26 protein-coding genes are annotated in these 24,735 nt (G+C 64.2%); 11 read left to right on the top strand and 15 right to left on the bottom strand.

The genetic code is table 11. The features are described 5' to 3' along the window. Together nirD and NKK50_RS24480 are read left to right on the top strand one after the other, a co-directional pair. Positions 1–330 (top strand): nitrite reductase small subunit NirD, encoded by a 330-nt coding sequence (nirD, locus tag NKK50_RS24485; protein ID WP_023745647.1) that lies wholly within the window; start codon positions 1–3, stop codon positions 328–330. Positions 331–333: 3 nt separating this feature from the next. After that, positions 334–3,171: a nitrate reductase gene (locus NKK50_RS24480; protein ID WP_031247200.1), complete on the top strand. Its 2,838-nt coding sequence runs from the start codon at positions 334–336 to the stop codon at positions 3,169–3,171. Positions 3,172–3,238: 67 nt separating this feature from the next. Here the strand turns inward: NKK50_RS24480 and NKK50_RS24475 are convergent, their stop codons facing one another. From NKK50_RS24475 to NKK50_RS24455, 5 genes are read right to left on the bottom strand one after another with little or no spacing between them, the layout of a single operon-like run. Further along, entirely contained in the window at positions 3,239–4,534 is a 1,296-nt protein-coding gene (locus NKK50_RS24475) for an NAD(P)/FAD-dependent oxidoreductase (RefSeq protein WP_031247199.1), read from the bottom strand. Beyond that, positions 4,531–5,514 (bottom strand): branched-chain amino acid ABC transporter permease, encoded by a 984-nt coding sequence (locus NKK50_RS24470; RefSeq protein ID WP_031247198.1) that lies wholly within the window; start codon positions 5,512–5,514, stop codon positions 4,531–4,533. The genes NKK50_RS24475 and NKK50_RS24470 overlap by 4 nt, the downstream gene beginning before the upstream one ends. Further along, positions 5,511–6,419, bottom strand: a complete 909-nt coding sequence (locus tag NKK50_RS24465) for a branched-chain amino acid ABC transporter permease (protein ID WP_023745643.1) — start codon at positions 6,417–6,419, stop codon at positions 5,511–5,513. The genes NKK50_RS24470 and NKK50_RS24465 overlap by 4 nt, the downstream gene beginning before the upstream one ends. After that, positions 6,416–7,165, bottom strand: coding sequence for an ABC transporter ATP-binding protein (locus NKK50_RS24460; RefSeq protein WP_352543963.1), 750 nt, complete (start codon positions 7,163–7,165; stop codon positions 6,416–6,418). Before NKK50_RS24460 ends, NKK50_RS24465 begins: the two co-directional genes overlap by 4 nt. After that, positions 7,162–7,962 carry an ABC transporter ATP-binding protein gene (locus NKK50_RS24455; protein WP_023745641.1) on the bottom strand — a complete coding sequence of 267 codons (801 nt, stop codon included), beginning with the start codon at positions 7,960–7,962 and terminating at the stop codon, positions 7,162–7,164. Before NKK50_RS24455 ends, NKK50_RS24460 begins: the two co-directional genes overlap by 4 nt. A 124-nt stretch (positions 7,963–8,086) precedes the next feature. On the opposite strand from NKK50_RS24455, the gene NKK50_RS24450 reads away from it, so the two are divergent. The 6 genes from NKK50_RS24450 to NKK50_RS24425 are packed head-to-tail and all read left to right on the top strand — an operon-like array spanning position 8,087 to position 12,426. Continuing rightward, a complete protein-coding gene (locus NKK50_RS24450; protein WP_023745640.1) occupies positions 8,087–8,809 on the top strand; it encodes a GntR family transcriptional regulator in 723 nt (240 codons plus the stop codon). Position 8,810: 1 nt separating this feature from the next. After that, entirely contained in the window at positions 8,811–9,299 is a 489-nt protein-coding gene (locus tag NKK50_RS24445) for a DUF3830 family protein (RefSeq protein ID WP_023667857.1), read from the top strand. After that, on the top strand, positions 9,300–9,653 hold the full coding sequence (locus NKK50_RS24440) for a TIGR04076 family protein (RefSeq protein ID WP_023667858.1): 354 nt from the start codon (positions 9,300–9,302) through the stop codon (positions 9,651–9,653). Further along, complete coding sequence (locus NKK50_RS24435) at positions 9,650–10,705, top strand: aldo/keto reductase (protein WP_023834906.1); 1,056 nt, start codon at positions 9,650–9,652, stop codon at positions 10,703–10,705. Before NKK50_RS24440 ends, NKK50_RS24435 begins: the two co-directional genes overlap by 4 nt. Then, entirely contained in the window at positions 10,702–11,130 is a 429-nt protein-coding gene (locus NKK50_RS24430; RefSeq protein ID WP_023667860.1) for a hypothetical protein, read from the top strand. The genes NKK50_RS24435 and NKK50_RS24430 overlap by 4 nt, the downstream gene beginning before the upstream one ends. Before the next feature lie 36 nt (positions 11,131–11,166). After that, on the top strand, positions 11,167–12,426 hold the full coding sequence (locus tag NKK50_RS24425) for an ABC transporter substrate-binding protein (RefSeq protein WP_023692246.1): 1,260 nt from the start codon (positions 11,167–11,169) through the stop codon (positions 12,424–12,426). Between the two features lie 81 nt (positions 12,427–12,507). Here the strand turns inward: NKK50_RS24425 and NKK50_RS24420 are convergent, their stop codons facing one another. Genes NKK50_RS24420 through NKK50_RS24395 form a run of 6 tightly spaced genes read right to left on the bottom strand, consistent with a single transcriptional unit; the run spans position 12,508 to position 17,334 of the window. After that, positions 12,508–13,530 (bottom strand): LacI family DNA-binding transcriptional regulator, encoded by a 1,023-nt coding sequence (locus NKK50_RS24420; RefSeq protein WP_023815164.1) that lies wholly within the window; start codon positions 13,528–13,530, stop codon positions 12,508–12,510. Continuing rightward, positions 13,524–14,315, bottom strand: coding sequence for a transporter substrate-binding domain-containing protein (locus NKK50_RS24415; RefSeq protein WP_023695228.1), 792 nt, complete (start codon positions 14,313–14,315; stop codon positions 13,524–13,526). The genes NKK50_RS24420 and NKK50_RS24415 overlap by 7 nt, the downstream gene beginning before the upstream one ends. 11 nt (positions 14,316–14,326) lie before the next feature. Continuing rightward, positions 14,327–15,253: an isoaspartyl peptidase/L-asparaginase gene (locus tag NKK50_RS24410; RefSeq protein ID WP_023667864.1), complete on the bottom strand. Its 927-nt coding sequence runs from the start codon at positions 15,251–15,253 to the stop codon at positions 14,327–14,329. Between the two features lie 2 nt (positions 15,254–15,255). Next, a complete protein-coding gene (locus tag NKK50_RS24405; protein ID WP_352543962.1) occupies positions 15,256–15,990 on the bottom strand; it encodes an amino acid ABC transporter ATP-binding protein in 735 nt (244 codons plus the stop codon). A 1-nt stretch (position 15,991) separates the two neighbouring features. Beyond that, on the bottom strand, positions 15,992–16,663 hold the full coding sequence (locus NKK50_RS24400) for an amino acid ABC transporter permease (RefSeq protein ID WP_023667866.1): 672 nt from the start codon (positions 16,661–16,663) through the stop codon (positions 15,992–15,994). After that, positions 16,663–17,334, bottom strand: coding sequence for an amino acid ABC transporter permease (locus tag NKK50_RS24395; RefSeq protein ID WP_023682680.1), 672 nt, complete (start codon positions 17,332–17,334; stop codon positions 16,663–16,665). Before NKK50_RS24395 ends, NKK50_RS24400 begins: the two co-directional genes overlap by 1 nt. Positions 17,335–17,512: 178 nt before the next feature. On the opposite strand from NKK50_RS24395, the gene NKK50_RS24390 reads away from it, so the two are divergent. Further along, positions 17,513–17,671: a hypothetical protein gene (locus NKK50_RS24390; RefSeq protein ID WP_196814892.1), complete on the top strand. Its 159-nt coding sequence runs from the start codon at positions 17,513–17,515 to the stop codon at positions 17,669–17,671. 10 nt (positions 17,672–17,681) lie between these two features. Here the strand turns inward: NKK50_RS24390 and NKK50_RS24385 are convergent, their stop codons facing one another. The 4 genes from NKK50_RS24385 to NKK50_RS24370 all read right to left on the bottom strand — a co-directional run bounded on the left by NKK50_RS24385 (position 17,682) and on the right by NKK50_RS24370 (position 22,323). After that, entirely contained in the window at positions 17,682–18,791 is a 1,110-nt protein-coding gene (locus NKK50_RS24385) for an alcohol dehydrogenase family protein (RefSeq protein ID WP_352543961.1), read from the bottom strand. Between the two features lie 8 nt (positions 18,792–18,799). Continuing rightward, positions 18,800–20,179, bottom strand: coding sequence for an aspartate aminotransferase family protein (locus NKK50_RS24380; protein WP_023726287.1), 1,380 nt, complete (start codon positions 20,177–20,179; stop codon positions 18,800–18,802). A 32-nt stretch (positions 20,180–20,211) separates the two neighbouring features. Next, the gene (locus NKK50_RS24375; RefSeq protein ID WP_023732238.1) at positions 20,212–21,705 is read right to left on the bottom strand and encodes an NAD-dependent succinate-semialdehyde dehydrogenase; all 1,494 of its coding nucleotides are present in this window, start codon (positions 21,703–21,705) and stop codon (positions 20,212–20,214) included. A 129-nt stretch (positions 21,706–21,834) separates the two neighbouring features. After that, a complete protein-coding gene (locus tag NKK50_RS24370; protein WP_023732237.1) occupies positions 21,835–22,323 on the bottom strand; it encodes an Lrp/AsnC family transcriptional regulator in 489 nt (162 codons plus the stop codon). Positions 22,324–22,405: 82 nt separating this feature from the next. Here NKK50_RS24370 and ehuR point away from each other — a divergent pair, with 82 nt between their 5' ends. Both ehuR and ehuA read left to right on the top strand, forming a co-directional pair. Further along, positions 22,406–23,791, top strand: coding sequence for a MocR-like ectoine utilization transcription factor EhuR (ehuR, locus tag NKK50_RS24365; RefSeq protein ID WP_352543960.1), 1,386 nt, complete (start codon positions 22,406–22,408; stop codon positions 23,789–23,791). Positions 23,792–23,915: 124 nt separating this feature from the next. Then, positions 23,916–24,701, top strand: coding sequence for an ectoine/hydroxyectoine ABC transporter ATP-binding protein EhuA (gene ehuA, locus NKK50_RS24360; RefSeq protein WP_023682675.1), 786 nt, complete (start codon positions 23,916–23,918; stop codon positions 24,699–24,701). Positions 24,702–24,735 lie beyond the last annotated feature (34 nt).

Here is a 24,735-nt window from a genome sequence, read left to right as displayed (position 1 = left end):
ATGGACTGGATCGCAATCGGCTCGCTCTCCGACATCCCCCGCCGCGGCGCGCGCTGCGTCGACACACCCGAGGGTAAGATCGCCGTCTTCCGCACGCAGGACGATCAGGTCTATGCCATCGACGACCATTGCCCGCACAAGGGTGGGCCGCTGAGCCAAGGCATCGTCCACGGCACCGCCGTCACCTGCCCCTTGCACAATTGGGTCATTTCGCTGGAGACGGGCAAGGCGCTCGGCGCCGACGAGGGCGTGGTGCGCACCATTCCTGTGCGGATCGAGGGCGAGCACCTGTTCATTGCGCTGAAAGCGCTGGCCAGCCGCGCGGCCTGAAGCATGGAACCTGGCGAAGCGCGCGAGGTGAGGACCACCTGCCCCTATTGCGGGGTAGGTTGCGGCGTGCTGGCGAAGGTCGCCGCGGACGGTGAAGTCACTGTCCGCGGCGACCCCGACCATCCAGCCAATTTCGGTAGGCTCTGCTCGAAGGGTTCCGCGCTTGCCGAGACCATCGACCTCGACGGCAGGCTGCTCTACCCCGAAATCCACGGCCGCCATGCCGGCTGGGACGAGGCGCTCGATCTCGTCGCTTCGACCCTCTCGCAAACCATCGCCGAGCATGGTCCGGACTCCGTCGCCTTCTATGTCTCGGGCCAGTTGCTGACCGAAGACTATTATGTCGCCAACAAGCTGATGAAGGGCTTCATCGGCTCGGCCAACATCGACACCAATTCCCGCCTGTGCATGGCCTCGTCGGTTGCCGGCCACCGCCGCGCCTTCGGCTCCGACACCGTGCCCGGCACTTACGAGGATCTCGAGCTCGCCGACCTGATCGTGCTGGTCGGCTCCAATCTCGCCTGGTGCCATCCCGTGCTCTTCCAGCGCATCGCGACGGCCCGGGAAAAACGACCGGAGATGAAGGTCGTGCTGGTCGACCCGCGCCGCACAATGACCGCTGATATCGCCGACATGCACCTGGCGATCGCGCCGGATGGCGACGTTGCTTTGTTCACTGGTCTGCTCGCCTGGCTTGGCCAGCACAACGCGCTCGACCGCGCCTACATCACCGCCCACACGACTGGCTTCGGGCAAGCGCTCTTCGCCGCCTCGAAACTCGATCTTGCCGGCGCTGCCGCCGCCACCGGCTTGAGCGAAGAGGAGCTTGCCCGCTTCTACAGCCTGTTTGCCGCCACAGCGAAGACCGTCACCGTCTACAGCCAAGGCGTCAACCAGTCGTCTTCGGGCACCGACAAGGTCAACGCCATCATCAACTGCCATCTTGCCACCGGCCGCATCGGCAAACCTGGGGCCGGACCGTTTTCAGTGACCGGCCAGCCCAACGCCATGGGCGGCCGCGAGGTCGGCGGCATGGCCAATATGCTGGCCGCCCATATGGAGATCGAAAACCCCGAGCACCGCGACCGCGTGCAGCGTTTCTGGAATGCGCCGGCCGTCGCCCCAAAGCCCGGTCTGAAGGCGGTCGAGATGTTTCAGGCGATCGCTGCCGGGCGCATCAAGGCATTGTGGATCATGGCCACCAACCCGGTCGATTCGATGCCGGACGCCGATGCCGTCGAGGCAGCGATCAAGGCTTGCCCGTTCGTCGTGGTGTCGGACGTGCTGGCGAGCACGGACACCGTGCGCCACGCCCATGTGCGGCTGCCTGCCGCCGCATGGGGCGAGAAGGACGGCACCGTGACCAATTCAGAGCGCCGCATCTCGCGCCAGCGCAGTTTTCTTGCAGTGCCCGGTGAGGCGCGGCCGGATTGGTTGATCGTCGCCGAGGTGGGCAAGCGGATGGGGTTTGACGAGGCGTTTTCCTATTCGTCGCCAGCGGAAATCTTCGCCGAACACGCCGCGCTGTCCGGGTTCGAGAATGACGGCGCACGGGATTTCGATATTGGTGGTTATGCTGGTGTTGATAAGGAGGCCTATGCAGCGCTTGAGCCTTTCCAATGGCCGGCGCCGAGCCCAGCCACCCCCCTCTGGCCTGCCGGCCATCTCCCCCGCAAGGGGGGAGATCAGCCGTCGCCTCGGCCTTCGCCAATTACCAACGATGCAGAAGATATGCCGGCGTCAAAGCTGCCAATCTCCCCCCTTGCGGGGGAGATGTCCGGCAGGACAGAGGGGGGTGTTCAAGCGGGACTTGACCCTTCCAGCACCCGCTTCTTCGCCAACGGCAATTTCTACAATCCCGACCGCAAGGCGCGCTTCATCGCCATTCGTCCCATCGTCGAGACACGCACCAGCCCGGACTATCCGCTGATCCTCAACACCGGCCGTGTTCGCGACCATTGGCACACGATGACCCGCACTGGGAAAAGCCCACGTCTCTCCCAGCACATGGCCGAGCCCTTCGTCGAGATCCACCCGGCGGATGCCACGCATCACGGCATTGGCGACGCCGACATCGTGCGCGTCTCCAGCCTGCGCGGGGATGTGCTGGTGCGCGCGCTGGTGACGGCACGCCAGCGCCGGGGGAGCGTGTTTGCGCCGATGCACTGGACCGATCAGTTTTCGGCAAAGGGCCGCCTCGACACGCTGACCGCGCCTCTGACCGATCCGGTTTCCGGCCAACCTGCGCTGAAACATGTCGGCGCCCGCATCGAGAAGTTCGCCGCGAGAGCCTTCGGCTTTGCTGTGGTGCGCCGAAAGCCGGTGCCGGTCGCAGCAGATTACTGGGCCGTGGCCAAATGCAAGGGCGGCTGGCGGGTAGAGCTTGCTTTTGCTGACGACGACATCGACTGGGCTGGTTTCGCTGGTTCGCTCTTCGATGTTCCCGTAGCCGATATGCTCGCCTATCACGACCGCGATTCCGGCCAGCATCGCATTGCTGCCTTCGACGACCAGCACCTCGCCGGGGCTTTGTTTATCGCGTCCGGCCCGGTGGCGGTTTCGCGCGGTTGGGCGGCACAACAGCTCGAGGAGGTCTACACCAGCCAGCGCGAACGCTTCAGGATCGTCGCCGGTCGCGCCGGCGCCGATCGGCCCGATGCGGGCGCGACCGTCTGCTCCTGTTTCAACGTCGGGGTCAACCAGATCGCGGCGGCAGTGGCAGCCGGGTGCACGACAGTCGAAGCCATAGGCGGCGCCCTGAAGGCCGGCACCAATTGCGGCTCCTGCCGGTCCGAGATCCGGGCGGTCATTCAGGCCAATCGGGTTCAGGCTGCGGAGTAGGTGCGGCTGGATCTGACGATATCCTCTTGGGCCACCATGGTCATCGATTGCGGAAGGTGGTGGCTGTCTAATCCAGCCGGTCGCGCAGGATGCTCCAGGGGAGCAGCATATTCGGTGCATAGCGCACGAGCTTGTGCAGCGGGATCGGCGCTGGCGGCGCGAAGGGGAGCGGCAGATCGCGGGCGTCCGTTCCGCTCGCCCAGTTGGCCAGCACCTTGCCCATTGCCGTGGTCATGGCGATGCCGCGGCCGTTGCAGGCGAAGCCTGCGATCAGGCCTGGGCCGAGGTCGATGAGACGCGGCAGGAAATCCGGCCCCACCGCCGCCACGCCTGTCCAGCTGTAGGCAAGCGGCGGCAGGTCAGGCAAATCGAGATGCCTGGCGAGCCGTCGCCAGATTGTTTGCGGCACCCGCGTCTCGGCGCCGGCTCCGACGACATGCATGCCGCCGCTGATCAGCCGGTTCTGCCCGTCGAAGCGGCAGGTAAAGAGATTGCGCCTGGTGTCGCCGACGCCCTGGCCGCCCGGCAGCAGGCGCGCGCGTATGGCGCGCGGCAGCGGCGCGGTGGCGATCTGGAAGACTTTCAGCGGGATGTAGGTCCGCGCCAGTGTCGGGTTCAGCGCTCCACCATAGGCGTTGGTGGCGACCAAGACCTTGCCCGCTCGCGTAGTGCCGGACGCGGTCTTCAAGGCCCAGCCATCCGGAGTGCGGTCGATGGAAGTGACACGCGTCTGCTCGAAGATGCGTGCGCCAGCCTTTTCTGCGGCGTCGGCCAGGCCGCGCGCATACTCGACCGGATTGAGGACGCCGCCAGATCTGTCCATCCAGCCGCCGGCATAGCCGTCGATGCCGGTGAGCTCCGTGACCGCCATGGCATCGAGCGCAACGGTCGGCCTGCCCCGCGCCGCCCATTGCTCGGCGCGCGATCGCGTCTTTTCCAGCGCGGCGGACGAATGCGCCGGCTGGATCCAACCATTCTGCACAGCGTCGCATTCGATGCCGTGCCGCTTGATCAGGCCGAAGACGAGATCAGCGCTGCCGGCGGCGAAGTCAACCAGGCGCCCGCCGCGCTCTGGTCCGAGTTCGGCGATGATGTCGTTTGGGTCGCGCTTGGCGAAATTCGGCACGACCAGGCCGGCATTCCGGCCGGTTGCACCCCAGGCAATGAATTCGGCTTCGAGGACCGCGACCGAAAGCCCTTTCTCGGCGGCATGCAATGCCGTCGACAGGCCGGAAAAGCCGCCGCCAATAATCGCGAGATCGACGTCGAGCCCGCCCTGCAGCGCGCCCCGGTCGCGGCGGTTGCGGCTGACGGCATGCCAGAGTGAAACGCCATGCATGTCTTGCCGGATCATGGCATTCATGATCCGGCCTCGCTCTCGCTGGCCGCCGCCTTTGTCTGTTTGCCGGGCTTCGGCCGCCGCGGCCGGTCGCCGAACAGCCCGGTCGGCCTGATCAGCAGGATGAGGCAGAGCATGACGCCGATGGCGACGATCTGCAGCGAGGCCGCGCGGGCCTGTTGCTCGGGCGCAAACAGCACGCTGGTCATGGTGCCCGACCCCGCCCATATCGCCCAGATCAGGATGCTGCCGGCGATGGCGCCGGCATTGCTGCCCGAGCCGCCGACGATCAGCATCACCCAGACCTGGAAGGTCAGGATCGGCAGGTAATTGTCGGGTGCTATGAAGCCGGTGAAATGCGCCTGCAAAGCGCCGGCCAGCGCCATGATGGCGCCGCCAACGGCAAAGGCCTGGACGCGGTAGAAGCGCGCGCTCTTGCCCAGCGAAATCGCTGCCCGCTCGTCCTCGCGCAGCGCCTTCAGCACGCGGCCCCAGGGGCTGCGCGACAAATGCTCCAGAGCGAGATAGGCGATCAGTGTGACCGCGCAGACGACCGCAAGGTTCGACAGGTTGAACAGCAGCGGCGTCTCGGCGAGGCTGCCGAAAGGACGCGGGATGAAACCGATGCCGAACGGTCCGCCGGTCAGTTTCTGGGCGTTGAGCGCGACCAGCTGCACGACGACGGCGACGCCGAAGGTGGTGATCGCCAGGTAGTCGGATCGCAGACGCAGCGTGGCCATGCCGGTAAGTGCTGCGGCGATACCGCCGACGACCATGGCGCCCGCCCAGCCGACCAGGATCGGCAGGCCGAAGCCACCAAGCCGCGCGGCATCGTCCGGGGTCGTCAGCAGCGCTGATGTATAGGCGCCGATGGCGACGAATCCGGCAAGGCCGACATTGAACAGGCCAGTCAGCCCCCACTGCAGATTGAGCCCCAGCGTGACCAGCGAAAAGATCAGCGCGGTGGTCAGGAAGAAAGCGCCGTAGCCGAGCAGATCCATCAGCGTTCCCTCACACCAAACAGGCCGATCGGCCGCACGAACAGCACCGCCATCAGGATGATGAAGGAGATTGCGGCGCGCCATTCGGCGCCGATCAGCTGCACCGCACCGGCTTCGGCAAGGCCGATGATCAGGCCGCCGAGCACGGCGCCCGGTATGCTGCCGATGCCGCCGAGGATGGCGGCGGCAAACATCGGCAGCAACATGTCGAAGCCCATGAACGGGCGGATCTGCACCAGAATGCCGATCATCACGCCGGCGACGCAGGCCAGCGCCCCGCCGATGATCCAGGTGACGCGCACCACGGAGGCTACGTCGATGCCGACGATGCGGGCCAGTGCGGCGTTCTGGCTCAAGGCCTGCATCGAGCGGCCGGTCTGCGTGCGCGTCATCAACAGATGCACGCCGAGCACCAGCACGGCGGTCAGCAGCAGCAGCGCAATCTGGTCGGGCGTTATGCGGATGCCGAAGCCGACCGGCATGGCGATCTGGATCGCCCGGCTGAAATAGGTCGGGCGTGAGCTGAAGGTGAATTCGAGCAGGCTGCGCAGCGCCATCGAGGCGCCGAAGCTCGCCATCACCACGATGATGGCTTGCCCCTGCGAGCGCAGCCGCGAAAACAGCACCTTGTCGAGCAACAGCGCCAGCAGGGCGGTGAAAGTCATGCCGACAACCAGCGCAACCAGCAGCGGCCAGCCGAAAGACAGCGGTCCAATGGGCGCCACCTTGCCGAACATCGCGCCGATGGCGCTGACGACGGCGAGCGTCGCATAGGTTCCCCAGGCCATGAAGTCGCCATGGGCAAAATTCGAGAAGCGCAGGATCGAATAGGTCAGCGTCACGCCGATGGCGCCAAGTCCGATCATCGAGCCGGTCAGCAACCCATCGACGACAAATTGCAGGCTCATGCCGCGCCTTCCTTGCCGGCGTGAGACGGGCGTTGGCCGAGATAGAGTTCGGCGACGACAGGATCGTTCCACAATTCGGACGCCACACCCTCGTGCCGGTCCTTGCCTTCGACCAGCACATAGGCGCGGTCGCCGATGGCCAGCGCTGCCTTGGCGTTCTGTTCGACCAGCAGGATGGTGACGCCGGACCTGCGGATGCCGGCCAGCATCTCGAACACCATCGATACGAATTTCGGCGACAGGCCGGCCGACGGCTCGTCGAGCAGCAGCACCTTGGGATGGACGATCAGCGCACGTGCGACGGCGAGCATCTGCCGCTGTCCGCCCGACAGATTGCCGGCGGCGGTGCGGCGCTGGCGGACGAGGTCGGGGAAGGCCGCATACATTTCCTCGATGCGGGCAGGGATTTCGCGTCGCTCGAGGATGCCGCAGGCGACCTTCAGATTGTCCTCGACCGACATCAGCGGGAAGATGTTCTCCGTCTGCGGTACGAAGGCCAGGCCGAGCCGAACCATGGTGTGCGCGGGAGCGGCGGTGATGTCCTTGCCGTCCAGAAATACGGTGCCGCCGGTGATCGGGACAAGGCCGGCGATCGCCTTGATGAAGCTCGACTTGCCGGCGCCGTTGGGACCGAGCACGACGACGATCTCGCCCTTGCCGACGGTGATCGAGGCGCCGCGCACGATCGGCACGTCGGGCTCGTAGCCGGCTTCGAGGTTGCGCACGTCGAGGACCGTCTCACTCATGCTGGGCCTCCGAGATAGGCCTCGATGACGCGCGGGTCGCGGGCGACCTCTTCCGCAGTGCCTTCGCTGAGCAACTGGCCGCTCGCCATGACCAGCACGCGGTGGCAGAGCCGCGTCACCATGTCGATATTGTGCTCGATCAGCAGAAAGGTGATGCCGTGCGCGTTGATGTCGCGGATGCGGTCGATGATGATCTCGAGCAGCGTCGCGTTGACGCCGGCGGCCGGTTCGTCGAGCAGGATGATCGCCGGGTCGGCCATCATGACGCGGGCGAGTTCGAGCAGCTTGCGCTGGCCGCCGGAAAGCACGCGTGCCGGCTCGTGCGCGAGATGGGTGAGAGTGACCAACTCCAGCAGCTCGAGCGCCTTTGTCCTGGCAGCCCTTTCTTGTGCTGCGACCCGCCAAGGCGTGACGAAGTTGGCGAGCAATTTTTCGCCGGCTTGGCCCTGTGCCGCCAGCATGATGTTTTCGATCAACGTCAGATTGGGCAGCGGGCGTGGGATCTGGAAGGTGCGTCCAAGACCACGGCCGATACGCAGATGAGCGGCTTCGCCGGAGACGCGCGTGCCATTGAGCAGGATATCGCCGCTGGTTGGCAATATGCTGCCGGCGAGCAGGTCGAACATGGTCGTCTTGCCGGCTCCATTGGGTCCGATCAGGCCGAGGATTTCGCCCGCTTTGACATCAAACGAGACATCGCTGACGGCGACAAGACCGCCAAAACGCCTGACGACGTTTCGCGCCGTCAGTACCGGCGCACGGGTCTCCTGCCTTTGGCGCTGCGCTGCATCGCTCATCAAACCCTCTGGCCGAAGACGATCGTTGTCGCCTCCTGATTTTTGATTTGTGATCACACTTGCGTTGATCACGCTATTCGGCTTTAATTTCATTCGCAAGCCGAAAACGGGGCAAATGCCGGTAATGCAGAAGGCTGCCATCGACAAGAACAATGGGATGATCGCAGCCCAGCTTACGCCGGTCGGCCGCGAGACGGTGCAGGATCGCGTCTATTCCGAGTTGCGCCGTGCTCTGATCGGTGGCCTTTTCGAGCCGAACCAGGTGCTGACCATCCGCGGTCTTGCCGATGCGCTGGTCACCTCGACCATGCCGGTACGCGAAGCGCTCGGCCGGCTGATCACGGAAAAGGCACTGGAGGCGCTGCCCAACCGTTCCGTGCGCGTGCCGCCGATCACGCTGGAGCGCATCGACGACCTCCTGCGTGCCCGCTCACTCATCGAAGGCGAAGCGATCGCGCTTGCCGCCAGGCGCATGAGCCCGCGCCAGATCGCGTCGATCGAAGCCATGCTGGGCGAATGGGACGAGATGCGGGCCCTGAAGCACAAGAAGGATATCGATCGCGAAGCGACGCTCAACCAGAGCTTCCATTTTGAGATCTACCGCTGCTGCGGCTCGGCTGTGCTGATCCCGATGATCGAAAGCCTCTGGCTTCAATCGGGACCCTGCATCCGCGTCGCCATCTATGCCTTCTCCGAGGCCGGCGAGGTCGATACCGCGCACTATCACCGCGGCATTGTCGCGGCACTTGCCAAACAGGATGCGCAAGCGGCGCGCGAGGCGCTGGTAGCCGACATCAGCCGCCCCTTCGCCTTCCTGCGCGACAAACTTCAATCGGCGAAGGACTGACATGCCCAAGCCCGCCATCGGCATCACAGAACCACGCTCGAAGCTTTCCGTGACGGCGCTGCTATTGCCCGAAAAGGCGCCGGAGAATGCCGCCTTCCTGCTGGCGTATCTGGCGCAGCCACGCATCATCCCAGGCATCCATGCGATGTGGACAGGACCGGAAATCTCGTGCCCGGTTCCGTCAGCCGATCTCCACGGCCAGGCCTATGCCCAGTCTTTGCCACCGGAGAATGCAACGCTGACGCCGCAGCCCGGCGATATCGTGCTGTCCTATGTGCCGCCACGCGTGTGGGGCGGCAATCCCAATGCCATCTTCGATATCGGCCTGTACTACGGGCAGGGGGCGCGGCTGCTGTTCCCGATCGGCTGGCTGGCCGGCAGCGTGGTCGCGCAAGTGCTTGCCGGAGAGCGCGATCAGTTTGCCGCCGCCTGCGGCGTTATCCGCCGCAACGGCGCCTGTGACATCACCTTCAGCCTGGTGGAGGCCTGAATGGCCGACGACAGTTTCGAGCTCTTCGATCTGCGCGTCGAAGCGGTCATTCCCGAAGGCAAGCCGGTCTATTGCGGCGCCAGGGCCGGCGACTATTTCGAACTGAAGGGCGAAATGCTCTCGCTGCCGGCAGGGCAGGGTTTTTCGATCTATTCGATCTCGGCCGTGTTGCCGCTCCTGGCGGCAAAGCAGCGCCCGACGCATGCAAATGACTGGATGACCTCGGATGCCGAGATCGCCTGTCCCGATCCCAATTGCGCCAGCCGGCTCCGCATCGTCAGGCTTGCCAAGCGGCGGTTCAGCCATGCCGAAACCACGGCCGTGCCGCTGCCGAAGGAGACCGACAAGGGATGACCGCCAGGACCGTCGAACTCAGCCCCGGCTATGCGATCTCGCGAGTCATCCGCGGTGGCTGGCAGCTTGCCGGCGGGCATGGCGCCGTCGACCGCAGCCAGGCGGTGACCGACCTCATCGCCACTTTCGATGCCGGCATCTGGACCTATGACTGCGCCGACATCTACACCGGCGTCGAGGAACTGATCGGCGCCGCGCGCCTGCGGCTGGCCGGCGAGCGCGGTCTCGATGTTGCGGCCAGGATGAAGGTGCACACCAAGCTGGTGCCGGACCTCGAACGACTGGCAGGCATCAGCCGCGACTACATCAGGGGCATCGTCGATCAGTCGCTTCGCAGGCTCAAGACCGAGCGGATCGACCTCGTGCAGTTTCACTGGTGGGATTATGACCAGCCTCGTTACGTCGAGGCGATGGGTTGGCTCGACGAGCTTCGGCTGGAAGGCAAGGTGCGCAATCTCGGCACCACCAATTTCGATACGCCGAGGCTAGCCGAAATCCTCTCCGCGGGCATCCCGCTGGTCAGCCAGCAACTGCAATATTCAGTGCTCGACCAGCGGCCGGCAAACAGCCTTGCGGGCCTTGCCGCTAAGAACGGTGTCCGCTTCCTCTGCTACGGCTCGGTGGCGGGCGGCTTCCTCAGCGACAAATGGCTTGGCGTGGCCGAGCCCTCCACGCCGCTCGAAAACCGCTCGCTGGTCAAATACAAGCTGATCATCGACGACTTCGGCGGCTGGGAGCTGTTCCAGTCCCTGCTCAAGGCGCTGAAAGCGGTCGGCGATCGCCACGGCGTCGACATTGCCACCATCGCCTCGGCATGGGTGCTCGAGCAGCCGCAGGTCGCGGCCGTCATTGTCGGTGCGCGCAACCAGGCACATGCGCTGGCCAATACGAAAATCATGGACGTCGCGCTCGACGCCGACGATCGCGCGCGGATTGCTGCCGCCATCGCACAAGGCACCGGCCTCGCGGGCGATGTCTACGCGCTGGAGCGCGACCGTCATGGCCGCCACGGCTCGATCATGCATTACAACCTCAATGCGGGGAAGAAATGAGCGGAGAGCCTTCCCTTTTTTCGCGTGCCAGCGCTGAAATCATCGACCTGCATCGCTTCTTCGTCGACTGGTTTGTCGCCGCGCGAGCCGACGCTGTGGAGTTCGGCCGCTTCGAGGCTGTCATGGGCGAAGGCCTCACCATGGTGGCGCCGAATGGCCAGATCCTCGATCGCGACGCGGTCGTAGATCATGTCCGGACAAGCCGCGCCACTTGCGACGACGGTTTTGCCATATCGATCGAGGACATCAGGCCGGGTTGGCAGGACGCGGACACGATCGTCATCTTCTACATCGAGGCGCAACTGCGCGCCGGCAAACACAGTCGCCGGCAGTCCAGTGCGGTCTTCACCACCAGTTCATCGGCACCAAACGGCGTCGAATGGCGGCATCTGCATGAGACCTGGCTGCAGGCGCCGGAAGGCTGAACAGGCAAAAGTTCAAACAAGAAAAGGGGAACGGCAATGAAGAAGACGATACTTCAAATCACCACAGCACTGGCTCTCGTGACGATGGCCGGCGCCGCACACGCAGCGGACTGCAAGATCACCGTCGGCCTGGTCATGGAGCTCACCGGTCCGGCCGGCGAATACGGCCAGGCCGGCGCGAAGTCCGTCGAAATGGCCTTCCGCGACATCAATGAAGCCGGTGGCGTACGCGGCTGCGATCTCGCAACCGACACGCGCGACAGCCAGAGCCAGGGCAATATCGCGGTCGATGCCGCGACCCAGCTGGTACAGGTCAAGAAGGTGCCGGTGATCATCGGCGGCATCATCTCCTCGGTGTCGATCCCGATTTTGACCTCGGTCACCGGGCCGGCCAAGATCGTGCAGGTGTCGCCGGCTTCGTCCTCGCCGACGCTGACCGCCCTTGGCCGCGACGGCAAGACCAACGGCATCTTCTTCCGCACCATCACGTCGGATGCGCTGCAAGGCGTGGCCGCCGCCAAATACGCCATCGACAAGGGCTTCAAGAAACTGTCGATCATCCATGTCAACAACGACTTCGGCGTCAACATGGTGGCCGAATTCTCGCGTGCCTACAAAGCGCTCGGCGGCACCATCGTCTCCGACACGCCCTATAATGAAAAGCAGTCGAGCTATGCTTCGGAAGTGACGGCGGCGATGGGAGGCGAGCCGGACGGACTTTACCTCGTCAGCACGCCGGTCGACGGCGCAACGGTCGCCCGCACCTGGATATCGCAGGGCGGCGTGCAGAAATTCCTGCTCAATGACGGTATGAACAGCCCGGACTTCATCGAATCCGTCGGCGCCGATTATCTGAAGGATGCCTATGGTACCTCTTCCGGCACCAGCCCGACGGCATCCACCGACTATTTCCTGAAAAACTACAAGGAGTTTTCGGGCATCGAACCGTCGAACCCGGCAGCCGACCGTTCCTATGATGCCGGCGCCATTGTCGGCCTCGCCATTGCCATTGCCGGCTCCGAGGATCCAGCCAAGATCAAGGATGCCATGTACAAGGCGGTCGATCCTGCCGGCACACCGATCTATGCCGGCAAGGACGAGTTCGCCAAGGCGCTCGGCCTGATCAAGGACGGCAAGCCGATCCGCTATGAAGGCGTCATCGGTCCGGTCAGCTTCGACAAATATGGCGACATCACCGGTCCGTTCCGGCTGTGGAAGATCGTCGACGGCAAGGTGACGACCGACGGTGAAATGACAACCGACGACGTCAACGCGCTGCAGGCGAAATTGCAGTAGGCGCCGGTACATTGTCCGGCGCGATCTCCGTTCGATCTCTGGGAGATCGACGCCGGACAAGCAGTCCAACATCGGCGCTAGTTACGCGGTCAAGCGCGAAATCAGCCGGGTCAATATAACGACAGGCGGCTGGCCGGGCATGAAGACCTGCGGATTGGAGAGGGCGCCGACGATATGACCCACATAGTCTGATTTGTCGTAGCCGATTGACGATATCGGGTAGGCGTCGAAATTGGTCAGGGACACATTGTCGAAGCCATAGAGGCGGAAGCGGCTGGGCCGGTTGTCGGGGAAATCCGCCCGGCAGACATCCAGAACACCCATGGCCATCGCGTCGGACGTACAAAAGACCGCATCGGGACAGCCGCGTCCCGTCAGGCCGGCGGCTGCCGCATAGCCCGACTCGTAGGAATAGTCTCCCTGGACCGTCTGCAGCAGTTCAATTCCATGATGCCGGAACGCTTCGAGGTAGTGGCCGATGCGCAGCTGTTCGACCCGCGAGGACGAACGGCCGGTCAGCAGGCTGGCCGTGCGCGCGCGCTTGGCCGCCGCATCCGCCACGGCCTCGGCGATGCCGACGCATTCATCGGGAATGACGGTGGGTGACAGATCGTCATGCAGTCCGTTCAGCATGATGACCAGGTCCGAGCGAAACATGCGCCGCACCGTCGCTGCATCGGCAAAGTCGGAGAACACCACGGCGGCATCGACATGATAGGCAACGCCATTGCGCAGAAAATCCTCGACCCCGTCCGCCGAGCCGATGCGGATGAGGATGACCTGCTTGCCGATCGACTGGATTGCGTCGAGCAGCCGGTCGAACAGGTCGAGATCTGAAAGGTCGTGAATGTGGTTGACCACGACGGCAACCAGATTGACGGTCTTGGTGGTCAGGCTTTGCGCCAGGAGATTGGGTTTGTAGCCTAGCTGCGCGGCGGCCTGCACGACACGTTCGCGTTTGTCCGCCGAGACCGGTCGCGGTCCGCTCGACAGCGCACGGCTGGCCGCGGCACGCGACACGCCTGCCAGCCGCGCGACATCGGCGATCGTTGCGACGGCGCCTCGAGTGTGCGCCGATCGGTTACCGGTAGTGGGTGTCACCACAGCGGGTTGAGCGCCGGCGGGTTGGAGTCCGGCCCCCACCACTTCTTGTAGGTCGTCTCATAGGTGCCCGACTGGATGAAGTCGGACACGAACATGTCGAGCCAGCGGACGAATTCGGGATCACCCTTGGCGACCGCGATGCCGATCGGATCGTTGGAATAGAGGCCAGGCAGCGTCACCAGGCTCGGTGTCTTGGTCGCGAGGTAATCGAGCAGCGAGGAATCCTCGATCGCCGCATCGACGCGCTTCTGTTGCAGCTGCAGAACCCCGTCGGGCGCGAACTGGTCGACATAGACGAGCTCTGCTTCCGGCACGGCCGCCTTGAGGAAGGTTTCGCCCGTGGTGCCGCGGCCGACGACAACCTTCTTGCCGGCGAGCCCCTTGAGGTCGGTTATCCCGGCATCCTTCTGGACGATGACGCGCAGCCCGGCCCGGTTGTAGGGGATGGTGAAGTTGACGGTCTTGGCCCGCTCGAGCGTTGCCGAGGTGTTTGCGACCGCGACATCGATCTGTCCCGACACCAGCATGGAAATACGGGCATCGCCCGAGACGTCGACGAACTCGACCGGCACCCCGAGCTTTTGCGCCAGCAGCGTCGCGACATCGACATCGTAGCCGACAGGGTTGTTTTGTGCATCGCGAAAGCCGATCGGCTCGCCGCCGAGCGATACGCCGATGCGAATGGTGCCGCGTGAGCGGATGTCGTCAATCATGCCGGCAAGGGCCGGAAAAGCCGAACCGGCCACGATGGCCAGCGCGGCGAAGGCACGCAGTACGGTTTTCATGGTTCCTCTCCTTATTTTCTAGTGACACGTTTTGCTGCCCGCAATTCGGGTGCGGGCATGGAATCCTTCCAGAGCCAGTAGCGGACCTCGCCCTCGCATCTGAAATTCACCACCTCGTGGTTCTGCTCGGCGTCGACGGCGTGGATGACCACTCCGGCCAGGAAGCCGGTGTCGAGTTCAGCCAGTTCCTCGACCGCCAGCGCGACCGCATCCGACAGGGATCGGCCAAGCTTCATGGCCAGCACGACGGTCCGTGCGGTGGCGCAGCGCATCGTCATCTCGCCGGTATGGGTGCACGCCGCCGCGCCATAGCGGCTGTCGGCGTAAAAGCCTGCGCCGGGAATGGGAGAATCGCCGAGCCGGCCCGGATATTTCCACGCCCAGCCCGAGGTCGAACTCGCGGCATGGACGCCGCGCCGCGCATCCGCCGACAGGAAGACGGTGGTGTCGCGGACCCGCTCGGGATCGGTGATAGTACGGCTGAGCGGCGCCAGATCGATATCGGGGAATTTCGCCAGCTGTTGCGGTGTGAGTTCCTGTTGCAGCCGCTCCCACCAGACGCGCTTGCTGTCCTCGAACAAGACTTCGTCTTCGGCAAAACCGATTTCGCTGGCAAAGCGCCGCGCCCCTTCGCCGGTCAGCATCACATGCGGCAGGCGCTTCATTACCTGCTGCGCCAGGGCAGCGACCGCCAAGGTCCTTGGCACGGCGCCGACTGAACCGACCTCTCTTGTATTGCCGTCCATGACGCCGGCGTCGAACTCCATCTCGCCCAGCATGTTCGGCCAGCCGCCATAACCGACGCTGCGAACCTTGACCTCTTTCTCCACCATGCCGATGCCGGCAACCATCGCGTCCAGGCTGACGGCGCCATCGCGCAGCATTTGCACCGAGGTTTCGAATCCCGGCCATGCTTCGTTGTTGGCTAACAGCAGCATTCCTAGTCCTTGCGCATCTTGGAGAGAAACTGCGCAACCCGCGGCTGCGCCCGGCCGCCGTCCGCGGCGAAGAAACGATCCGTTGGCAGATCGACCACCAGCCTGCCCTTGTCGAGGAAGACGATGCGGTTGGAAATCTCGCGCGCGAATTCGATCTCGTGGGTGACGAACAGCATCGTCGTGCCTTGCGCGGCGAGCTTTGCCAGGATGGCCAGCACCTCGGAAGTCATTTCCGGGTCGAGCGCGCTGGTCACTTCATCGAGCAGCAGATAGCGCGGCTGCATGGCGAGCGCCCGGCAGATGCCGACACGCTGGCGCTGCCCGCCCGACAACTGCGCCGGGTAGGCGTTGGCCCGATCGGCGAGGCCGACGGACTCGAGCAGCTGGCGCGCCAGCGCCTCGGCCTCAGGGCGCGGCATCTTCAGCACCTCGATCGGGGCGAGCGTAATGTTCTGAAGCGCGCTCATATGCGGATAGAGGTTGAACAGCTGGAAGACGGTGCCTGAGCGCTTGCGCGCCTCGGCCAGCTCCTTCGGCTTGCTGACATCGAAATCGTCGACCGTGATGCGGCCCGACTTCAGCTTTTCGAGGCCGTTGATGCAACGGATCAGTGTCGACTTGCCGGACCCCGACGACCCGAGGATCGAGACCACTTCGCCGGGCGCGATCGTCAGGTCGACGCCGTCCAGCACAGTGACCTCGCCGAACGCTTTGTGCACGTTTTCGATCTTGAGCATGTTAAAGCCCCCGCCAGGCGCTGTGCGCCCGCAGGCGGTTTTCAAGACGCTCGCCAAGCAGGGCGACCAGCTTTGCCGCGCCATAGTAGAGCAGCCCGACGACGGTCCAGACCACGAACGGCTTCAAGGTTCGCATGTTGAGGATGTGGCCAATCTTGGTCAGGTCGACGACGCCGATGACAGAAATCAGCGACGTCACCTGAAGCTGGTTGACCAGCAGCGCGACGAGCGGGCCGACCGCGAAGGCGGCAGCCTGGGGCGAAACGATATGGCGCAGGACCTGCCACCGGGTCAGGCCGAAGACACGCGCGGCCTCGACCTGCTCGCGTTCGATCGACTCGATCGCCGAGACCGCGATGACATAGACGAATGCCGCGGTGTTCGCCGACAGAGTGATGGTCGCTGCGGTGACCGGCGTCACCCTTATATGCAACAGCGCCGGCAGGCCGAAGAACACCAGGAACAGCTGCACCAACACCGGCGAGTTCTTCAACAGCTCCGACAGGAAGGTGACGACCTGGGCCAGAACCGGCACACGGTAGAACCGCACCAACGCCCAGCTCAGGCCAATCAGCAGTCCGATCAGAGAGGTGACGAGAAACAGCGCGATGTTGGTGCCGAGACCTTGCGCCAGCAGGATCAGGTCGTAGGAGGTGAAGTCGCTGAACCGCATCAGTCGACCGCCTCCATCATGTCCCGATTGAGATGGCGGTGGAGCAGGGTGACGCCCAGCGAGACCAGATAGGTCAGGGCCGCATAGGCACAGAGCAGCACCATATAGACCTCGAAGGGCCGATAGGTCTGCGAGACCACGATCTGGGCTGAGCCGGTGAGCTCGTTGAGCGTGATTGTCGAGAGGATCGAGGACGTAAGGATCATGTTGATGAGCACGGATCCGAGCGGTCGCACGGAGGTGCGCAGCGCAATCGGCAGCACGATGCGGGTGAAGATCTTGCGCCTGGACAGGCCGCTCACTTCAGCGGCGTCGATGATGCCCTGGTCGATGGCGAGGATGCCGGCGCGAATGATGTCGGAGGCATAGGCGCCGCCGGCAATCGAAAGCGCCACGACGCCGGTGGTGAAGGCATCGATGTAAATGCCGAGCTCGGGCAGGCCGTAATAGAAGAAGAACAGCTGGACGATGAACGGCACATTGCGGAAGAGATCGACATAGACGAAGGCGATCCGTCGAAGCAGTGCCGAGGCGGAGGTGCGTGCGATCGCCACCAACGCGCCCATGAAGACGCTTCCTACCAGCGACAGCGCGCAAGCCGCGGCCGTGAGTTCGGCGCCGCGCGCCAGAAAACCCAGATGCGGGAGCAGAGTGGACAGATCGAAATGCACCGGCGGTCCCCAGTGAAACCGGTTTCACTCTTTTGGCTTTCGCCTCGTCTGTCAAGATGCAGGGTCTGGTTGCCGGCCTGTGGATTGCATTCGTTGCGATGATTCCGGTTCGCCTCATGCGCGCTATGTCTCAAGCGCCGACAATTCGCCGCCGGCTTTCAACTCGACGACGCCGCCTATGCCAGCCGCGCGTCGCTGCGATGGCGGCTGGGGCGGCGCCCTCGGTTTTGCCGATCCCGGCGCCGGTGTCGGATTCGGCTACGTCACCAACCGCATGCTGGGTTTCGACGACTCCACGCCGCAAGGTGTTGATGATGCCGTTTACGACGAGCTCTGACGTAGGGGCGTTATGTGCGGATATTCGGGTTCCACATGGCGTCCGGCACGATCACCAGCTTGCCGACGAAGTCCTTGGCAACAAAGTCTGCCTGCGCCTTGTGAAAATCGGAGAGCCTGTAGACGCCGCCGACCAGCGGCCGGATTTTCTTCGCTTCGATGTATCCAATGATGCGGCGGAAGTCGGCGCGCGTGCCCTGGCTCGATCCGTGCAGTTGCAGCTGCTTGAGATACATGGTCCTGAGATCGAGCTGCACGACCGGGCCGGCGATGGCGCCGGCGGTGGTGTAGCGGCCTTCAGGTCGCAGGATGCGCAGCAGGTCGTTGAAGATCGCGCCGCCGACGAGATCAGCGACCACATCGATCGGCTGGTCGCCAGTGGCTTCATTCACGGCGGCGGGAAGATCGGCAACCCCACGGGTAATGACCGCTTCGGCGCCGATGTCGCGCACCGCCTGCTCCTTGCCCTTGCCGACGACCGCATAGGGAATGGCGCCGCGCGCCCGCGCCAGCTGCACGATGCCGGAACCGACGCCGCCTGAGGCGCCGGTGACCAGCACGCGTTCGCCGGCTTTCAGCCCGGCGCGCTCCAGCATCTGTTCGCCGGTGAGGTAGGCGCAGCAGAAGGTGGCGAGTTCGACGTCGCTCATGTCAGTATCGACGAAATGCGCATTCTCGCCCGGCACCGTCTGGTACTCGGCGTACCCGCCGTCGCGACCGTGGCCCATATAGTCAATGTCGGCGAGGGAATCGTCGTCGCGGTTGTAGATCGAAAAATCGACCATTACCCGTTCGCCGATACGGCCCGGGGAAACGCCTTCGCCGACGGCAGCGATGGTGCCGACCGTGTCGGTGCCCTGGATGCGCGGGAAGGTAAGCGTGTTGCCTTGCCGCCGCCACGTCGACACGGCGGCAGCGTCCTCCTCCGTGCCATAGGCGCCCTGGCGTACCCAGACATCGGTGTTGTTCATACCGCAAGCGCTGACCCTGACCAGCACCTCGCCGGCGGCAGGCACAGGCACTTTCACATCGCTGCGATAGACGAGCTTTTCCGGCCCGCCATGCCCGGTGAGCAGCACGGCGGCCATGGTGGCGGGGAGGGTCTTGGTCATGGCATTCATGGTCGATCTCAGAGATTGGAAAACACGCTGTTGACGGCATCGGCGGTTTTCGAAACGACGATGTCGGCTTCCTCACGCGTCAGGCAGAGCGGCGGCGCGAAGCCTAGTATGTCGCCCTGCGGCATGGCGCGGCCGATGACGCCGCTGGCGGCAAGTGCTGTCGCCACTTGCGGCCCGATCTTGAGCGAGGCGTCGAAGAACACCCGGTCGTCCTTGTCGGCGACAAATTCGACCGCCGCCAGCATGCCATCGCCGCGCACGTCGCCGACGTGTCTGTGCCCGCCGACAGCCTTGGTCAGTTCGGCGCGGAAATAAGCGCCGGTCTCACCGGCGTTCGTTACCAGGTCCAGTTCGTCGATCAGTTCGAGATTGGCGACACCTGCGGCGACGCAGATCGGATGCGCGGCATAGGTCCAGCCATGGCCGAGCGAACCGAGCTTGTCGGAGCCCTGCACCAGCACCTGCCACATCTTGTCGGCAACGATGACACCCGACAGCGGCGCATAGGCCGAGGTCAGCCCCTTTGCGATGGTGATGAGGTCCGGCTTGATGCCGTAATGGTCGGAGCCGAACATGGTGCCCAGACGGCCGAAGCCCGTCACCACCTCGTCGGCGACCAGCAGCACGTCATACTTCTTCAGCACCGCCTGGATCTTCTCCCAGTAGCCGGCCGGCGGCGGCACGATGCCGCCAGTACCGAGGATCGGCTCGCCGATGAAGGCGGCGACGGTTTCGGGACCTTCGGCCAGGATCATCTCTTCAAGCTTGTCGGCGCAATGCTGCGAGAACTGCTCCTCGCTCATCGAGCGGTCGGCGCGGCGGAAATAATAGGGCGCCTCCGTGTGCAGGACCGGCGCGCGCGGCAGGTCGAAAGCGTTGTGGAACAGGTCGAGCCCGGTCAGTGATCCCGTCATCACGCCCGAGCCGTGATAACCGCGCCAGCGCGAGATGATCTTCTTCTTCTCCGGCCGTCCCAGCACATTGTTGTAGTACCAGATCAGCTTGATGTTGGTCTCGTTGGCATCCGAACCCGAGAGGCCGAAATAGACCCTCGACATGCCCTTCGGCGCGCGGTCGATGATCATCTTGGCCAGCGTGATCGAGGCCTCGGTCCCGTGGCCGACATAGGCGTGGTAGTAGGCGAGGTTCTTCGCCTGGGTGGCGATCGCGTCGGCGATCTTCTGGCGGCCATAGCCGACATTGACGCAATAGAGACCGGCAAAGGCATCGATGCTCTTCCTGCCATTGTTGTCCCAGACGGTGACGCCTTCGCCGCCGGCCATGATGCGGGTCGGCGATTCACCCCGCGCATGCGTGCCCATATGGGTCGAAGGATGGAAGAAGTGGTCGCGATCCCAGGCATTGAGTTCGTTGGATTGGTCGAGCATTTTTTGACTCCTTGAGAGATGGCCGGACGGACTTATGCGACGTCCAGGCAGAGGTACTTCAGATCGGCGAAAGCTTCGAGCCCATGGCGCGAGCCTTCGCGGCCGATGCCGGATTGCTTGACGCCGCCGAATGGGATCGGCGCGCCGGTGATCTTGACGCGGTTGATAGCGACCATGCCGTAGTCGAGCGCGCGGCCCAGGCGCTGCTGGCGGGCGCCGTTCTCGGTAACGATATAGGCGACCAGGCCATATTCTGTGGCGTTGGCACGGGCGATCACTTCGTCCTCACTGTCGAACGGCGTGACGGCGGCGACCGGCCCAAAGGTCTCCTCGCGCATGATCAGCGCTTCGTCGCTGACATCGGCCAGCAGCGTCGGCTGGTAGAACAGCGGCCCGGCCTGATGCCGCTTGCCGCCGGTGAGACAGCGCGCGCCACGAGCGATGGCATCGGCGACCTGCTCTTCGACCTTTGCGACGGCACGCTCATGCATCAGCGGCCCGATGTCGATCTTGTCGGTAAGGCCGTTGCCGGTGCGCAGCGCCTCGATACGCCTGGCAAAAGCGGCGCAGAAGCGATCGTAGATCGGGCGCTGGACGTAGATGCGGTTGGCGGCGAGGCAGTCCTGGCCGGAGGTGGCGAATTTGGCATCGATGGCGATGCTCACCGCCTTGTCCAGATCGGTATCGGCAAAGACGATCAGCGGCGCGTGGCCCCCAAGCTCCATCACCAGCCGCTTCATCGTCGGCGCGCTTTGCGCCGCGATCAGCCGGCCGATCTCGGTCGAGCCGGTGAAGCTTATGGCGCGAACGCGCGGGTCCTCGCACATGCGACCGACAATGGCAGCAGCCTTGCCGGTGATGACATTGAAGACGCCGGCGGGCAGGCCGGCGCGCTCGCCGAGTTCAGCCAGCGCCAGCGCCGACAGCGGCGTCTCCGAGGATGGGTGTGCGACGATGGTGCAGCCGGCGGCGAGTGCGGCGGCCGCCTTGCGGGTCAGCATCGCCGCCGGAAAATTCCAGGGCGTGACGACGCCGACAACGCCGAGCGGCTCGCGCCGCACCATCATTTCGGCATCAGGCAGATGACTGGTGACGCTCTCGGCGTTGAGGCGCTTTGCCTCTTCGGCATACCATTCGACGAAGGAGGCGGCGTAGTCGATTTCGCCAAACGATTCCTGCAGCGGCTTGCCCTGTTCCAGTGTCATCAGCAGGGCCAGATCATCCTTGGCTGCAATGATCAGCTCGAACCATTTTCGCAGAATTTTGGACCGCTCCTGCGGCAGCAACGAACGCCAAGCCGGAAAGGCACGTGCGGCGGCGTCGATTGCTTTGGTCGTCTGCCCGGCATCGAGCGCCGCGACAAATGCGACAGTGGTGCCGGTCGCCGGATCGGTAACCTCGAAACTCTTCGCCGCTCCGCTTGCCGTCCAGTGACCGTCGACATAGGCGAGCTCGCGCAGCAGCCGGCGGTCGGAGAGGCGGTCGAGCGCCTCATGGCGATGCGAGCGGGCAAAATGCGCGGACATGGTCGAGGCCTCCCGGTTCGGACGATGCGGGAAGACTATCCGTCACATACAGACAGAGAGACTGTTTCGACGCCCTGAAGGAGAGAGACTCTCTCTATTGTGCCGTCCCGACAGACATTCTCTCCGGGCTTATGCCGACGCCGGCAACAGGTCGGATATCGGTAGCACGATTTCGTCCTTCACCGTCTTGGTGACGATGTAGGTGAAGTAGCGGTCGATGCCGATCTCGCGCTCCAGCAGGCCGTCGACCAGCCGCTGATAGGCGTCGATGTCGCGCGTCATCACCTTCACCACATAGTCGACGCCGCCGCCCACCGACCAGCAGGCGACGATTTCGGGGATGTCGCGGATGACGCGTTCGAAGCGGTCGAAATCGGCCTGGCGATGGCTGGCCAGCGTCACCTCCATCAACACGGTGGCGACCGGCGCCACCACGCGCATGGCGATCCTGGCGTGGTAGCCCGAGACGATGCCTGCCTTCTCCAGCTTGCGCAGCCGCATCCAGCACGGCGTCGGCGACAGCCCGACCTGTTCGGCCAGCGCCAGCTTGGTGATGCGCCCGTCGCGCTGGATGGCGTCGAGTATCCTGAGGTCGACCGCGTCGAGTTTCGATGTCATCGGCGTCCGCTTTTTGTCGGCATCACCATGACGGCGCATTATTTCGATTGTCAATTGCACTGATTTCGATCTCTATTAAGTCATGACATCATGGCAACCCGACCCTGCGCTCATCCGTCGGCCAGCCTATCAAACGCTGGCCGACCAGTTCGCCCGCGCCATTCATGACGGGCGGCTGGCCAACGGCGCGCGGCTTCCAACGCATCGAAGGCTGGCAGACGATTTAAAACTGTCGGTGCAGACGGTCAGCCGCGCCTACGAAGAACTGATCCGGCGCGGCCTGATTTCGGGCGAGATCGGCCGTGGCAGCTTTGTCCAGACGCAGCGCCGCGACCCGGAGCCGCCCTATCTGCCGGAGCGCCTCGGCGAGGTCATCGATCTGTCAATCCTGAAGCCGGTCTGCGAGCCGATGCATTTGGAGCGGCTGAAGCAGGCGCTGGGCTGGCTGGCCGAAAACCTGCCATCCAGTTCGGCGTTGTCGTTCCGGCCCAACATGGTGTTCCCGCGTCACCGCGCGGTGGCTGTCGAATGGCTGAAACTGTGTGGGCTCGACACCTCCGCACAGAATATCAGCCTGACCAATGGGGCGACCGCCGGGATGACCGTGGCGCTGATGAGCGTTGCGCCGCCGGGATCGACTGTCGCCACCGAGACTATCGGCCACCACACGCTGGTGCCGCTGGCGCGCTATCTCGGCTTCAACCTGGAAGGCCTGCCGATCGACGGCAATGGCCTGATCCCGGAGGCGTTGGACGAGGTCTGCCGGCTCACCGACATTCGCGCGGTATTCGTGCAACCGTCGGTGATCAACCCGACGGCGACGCTGATGGACGCTCGGCGGCGCGAAGAGATCGCCGCGGTCGCGCGCAAGCACGACATCGCCATCATCGAGAACGATGTGCTGGGTCCGCTGGTCGAGGACCGGCCGCCGCCGGTCGCCGCCTTTGCGCCGGAGCGCACGCTCTACGTCACTTCCTTCACCAAGATCACCGTACCTGGCCTGCGCATCGGCTATCTCGCGGCGCCCGACCGCTATGTCGCCGCCGTTGCCAACCGGCATCTGGTGTCGAACTGGATGGCGACGCCGCTGGTGGCCGAGATCGCCACCAAATGGGTGACCGACGGCACGGCGATGGAACTCGTTCGCTGGCAGCGCGCGGCATTGCGCCGCCGCCAGGACATCGCAGCCGAGGTGCTGGGCGGGGTTGGTTATCGCGCCAGGCGCGACGGGCTGCATGTCTGGTTGCAACTGCCCGCGGACCGTGCCGAGGAAAGCTTCGTCGCCCAGGCCCGCCTGCAAGGCGTGGCGATCGCGCCCGGCACCTCCTTCCGCATCTCGGATGCGCCCTGGCATCCGGCGGTGCGCATCTCGCTCGGCTCGACCACCGAGGGGGAACTGCGCGCCGGCCTCGGCGTTGTCACCAAGTTGCTGCTTGGCGATCCGGAGCATCTGCTGCTCGCAATCTAAGCGGGAATTGCTCTGGAATCATGCAGTGCCGGAAATATTGTCATGATTTTATTTTCCCAATTGACATGATTTGGCGCGTTCCGCATCGTTAAGGGCACAGGCTTCTCCAGCAGGGGAAATTCATTTGTCCTCACCCATCATCAAGGTCGACGCCATTTCGAAGAGCTTCGGCTCGTTCAAGGTACTGGACGGCCTGTCGATGCAGGTCATGCCCGGCGAGAAGCTGGCGCTGATCGGCCCGTCCGGCTCGGGCAAGACGACGATCCTGCGCATCCTGATGACGCTGGAGAAGATCGACGGCGGCCATATCCAGATCGATGGCGAGCAGCTCTACCACATGGAGCGCAACGGCCAGTTGCTGCCCGCCGACGAGCGGCACCTGACCAAGATGCGGCAGAAGATCGGCATGGTCTTCCAGCTGTTCAATCTGTTTCCGCACAAATGCGTCATGGATAACGTCACGCTGGCGCCGATGCTGACCAAGGGCACGCCTCGCGCCGCCGCTGAAAAGCGGGCCATGGAACTGCTCGACATGGTCGGCATGGCCGACAAGGCGAAGTCGATGCCGGCGCAGCTGTCCGGCGGCCAGAAGCAGCGCGTGGCGATTGCCCGTGCGCTGGCATTGTCGCCGAAGATCATGCTGTTCGACGAGGTGACGTCGGCCCTCGATCCGGAGCTGGTCGAGGAGGTGATGAATGTCATGCGCAAGCTCGCCGCAGAGACCGACATGACCATGCTGCTGGTCACCCACGAGATGGGCTTTGCCCACGACTTCGCCGACCGCGTGCTGTTCTTCGACCGCGGCAAGATCGTCGAAGAGGGCAAACCAGACGAGATCTTCCGCCATCCAAAGCAGGAGCGCACGCAAGGCTTCCTGAAGAAGATCATCGCGGCCGGACATCGTGTCTGACCGCTTTGCGGGGCGGAAGACCGCCCCAGACAAA

This window comes from Mesorhizobium sp. M0001, assembly GCF_040324255.1.
Taxonomy (GTDB): domain Bacteria; phylum Pseudomonadota; class Alphaproteobacteria; order Rhizobiales; family Rhizobiaceae; genus Mesorhizobium.
This window is presented reverse-complemented; position numbering and strand designations above follow the sequence as displayed.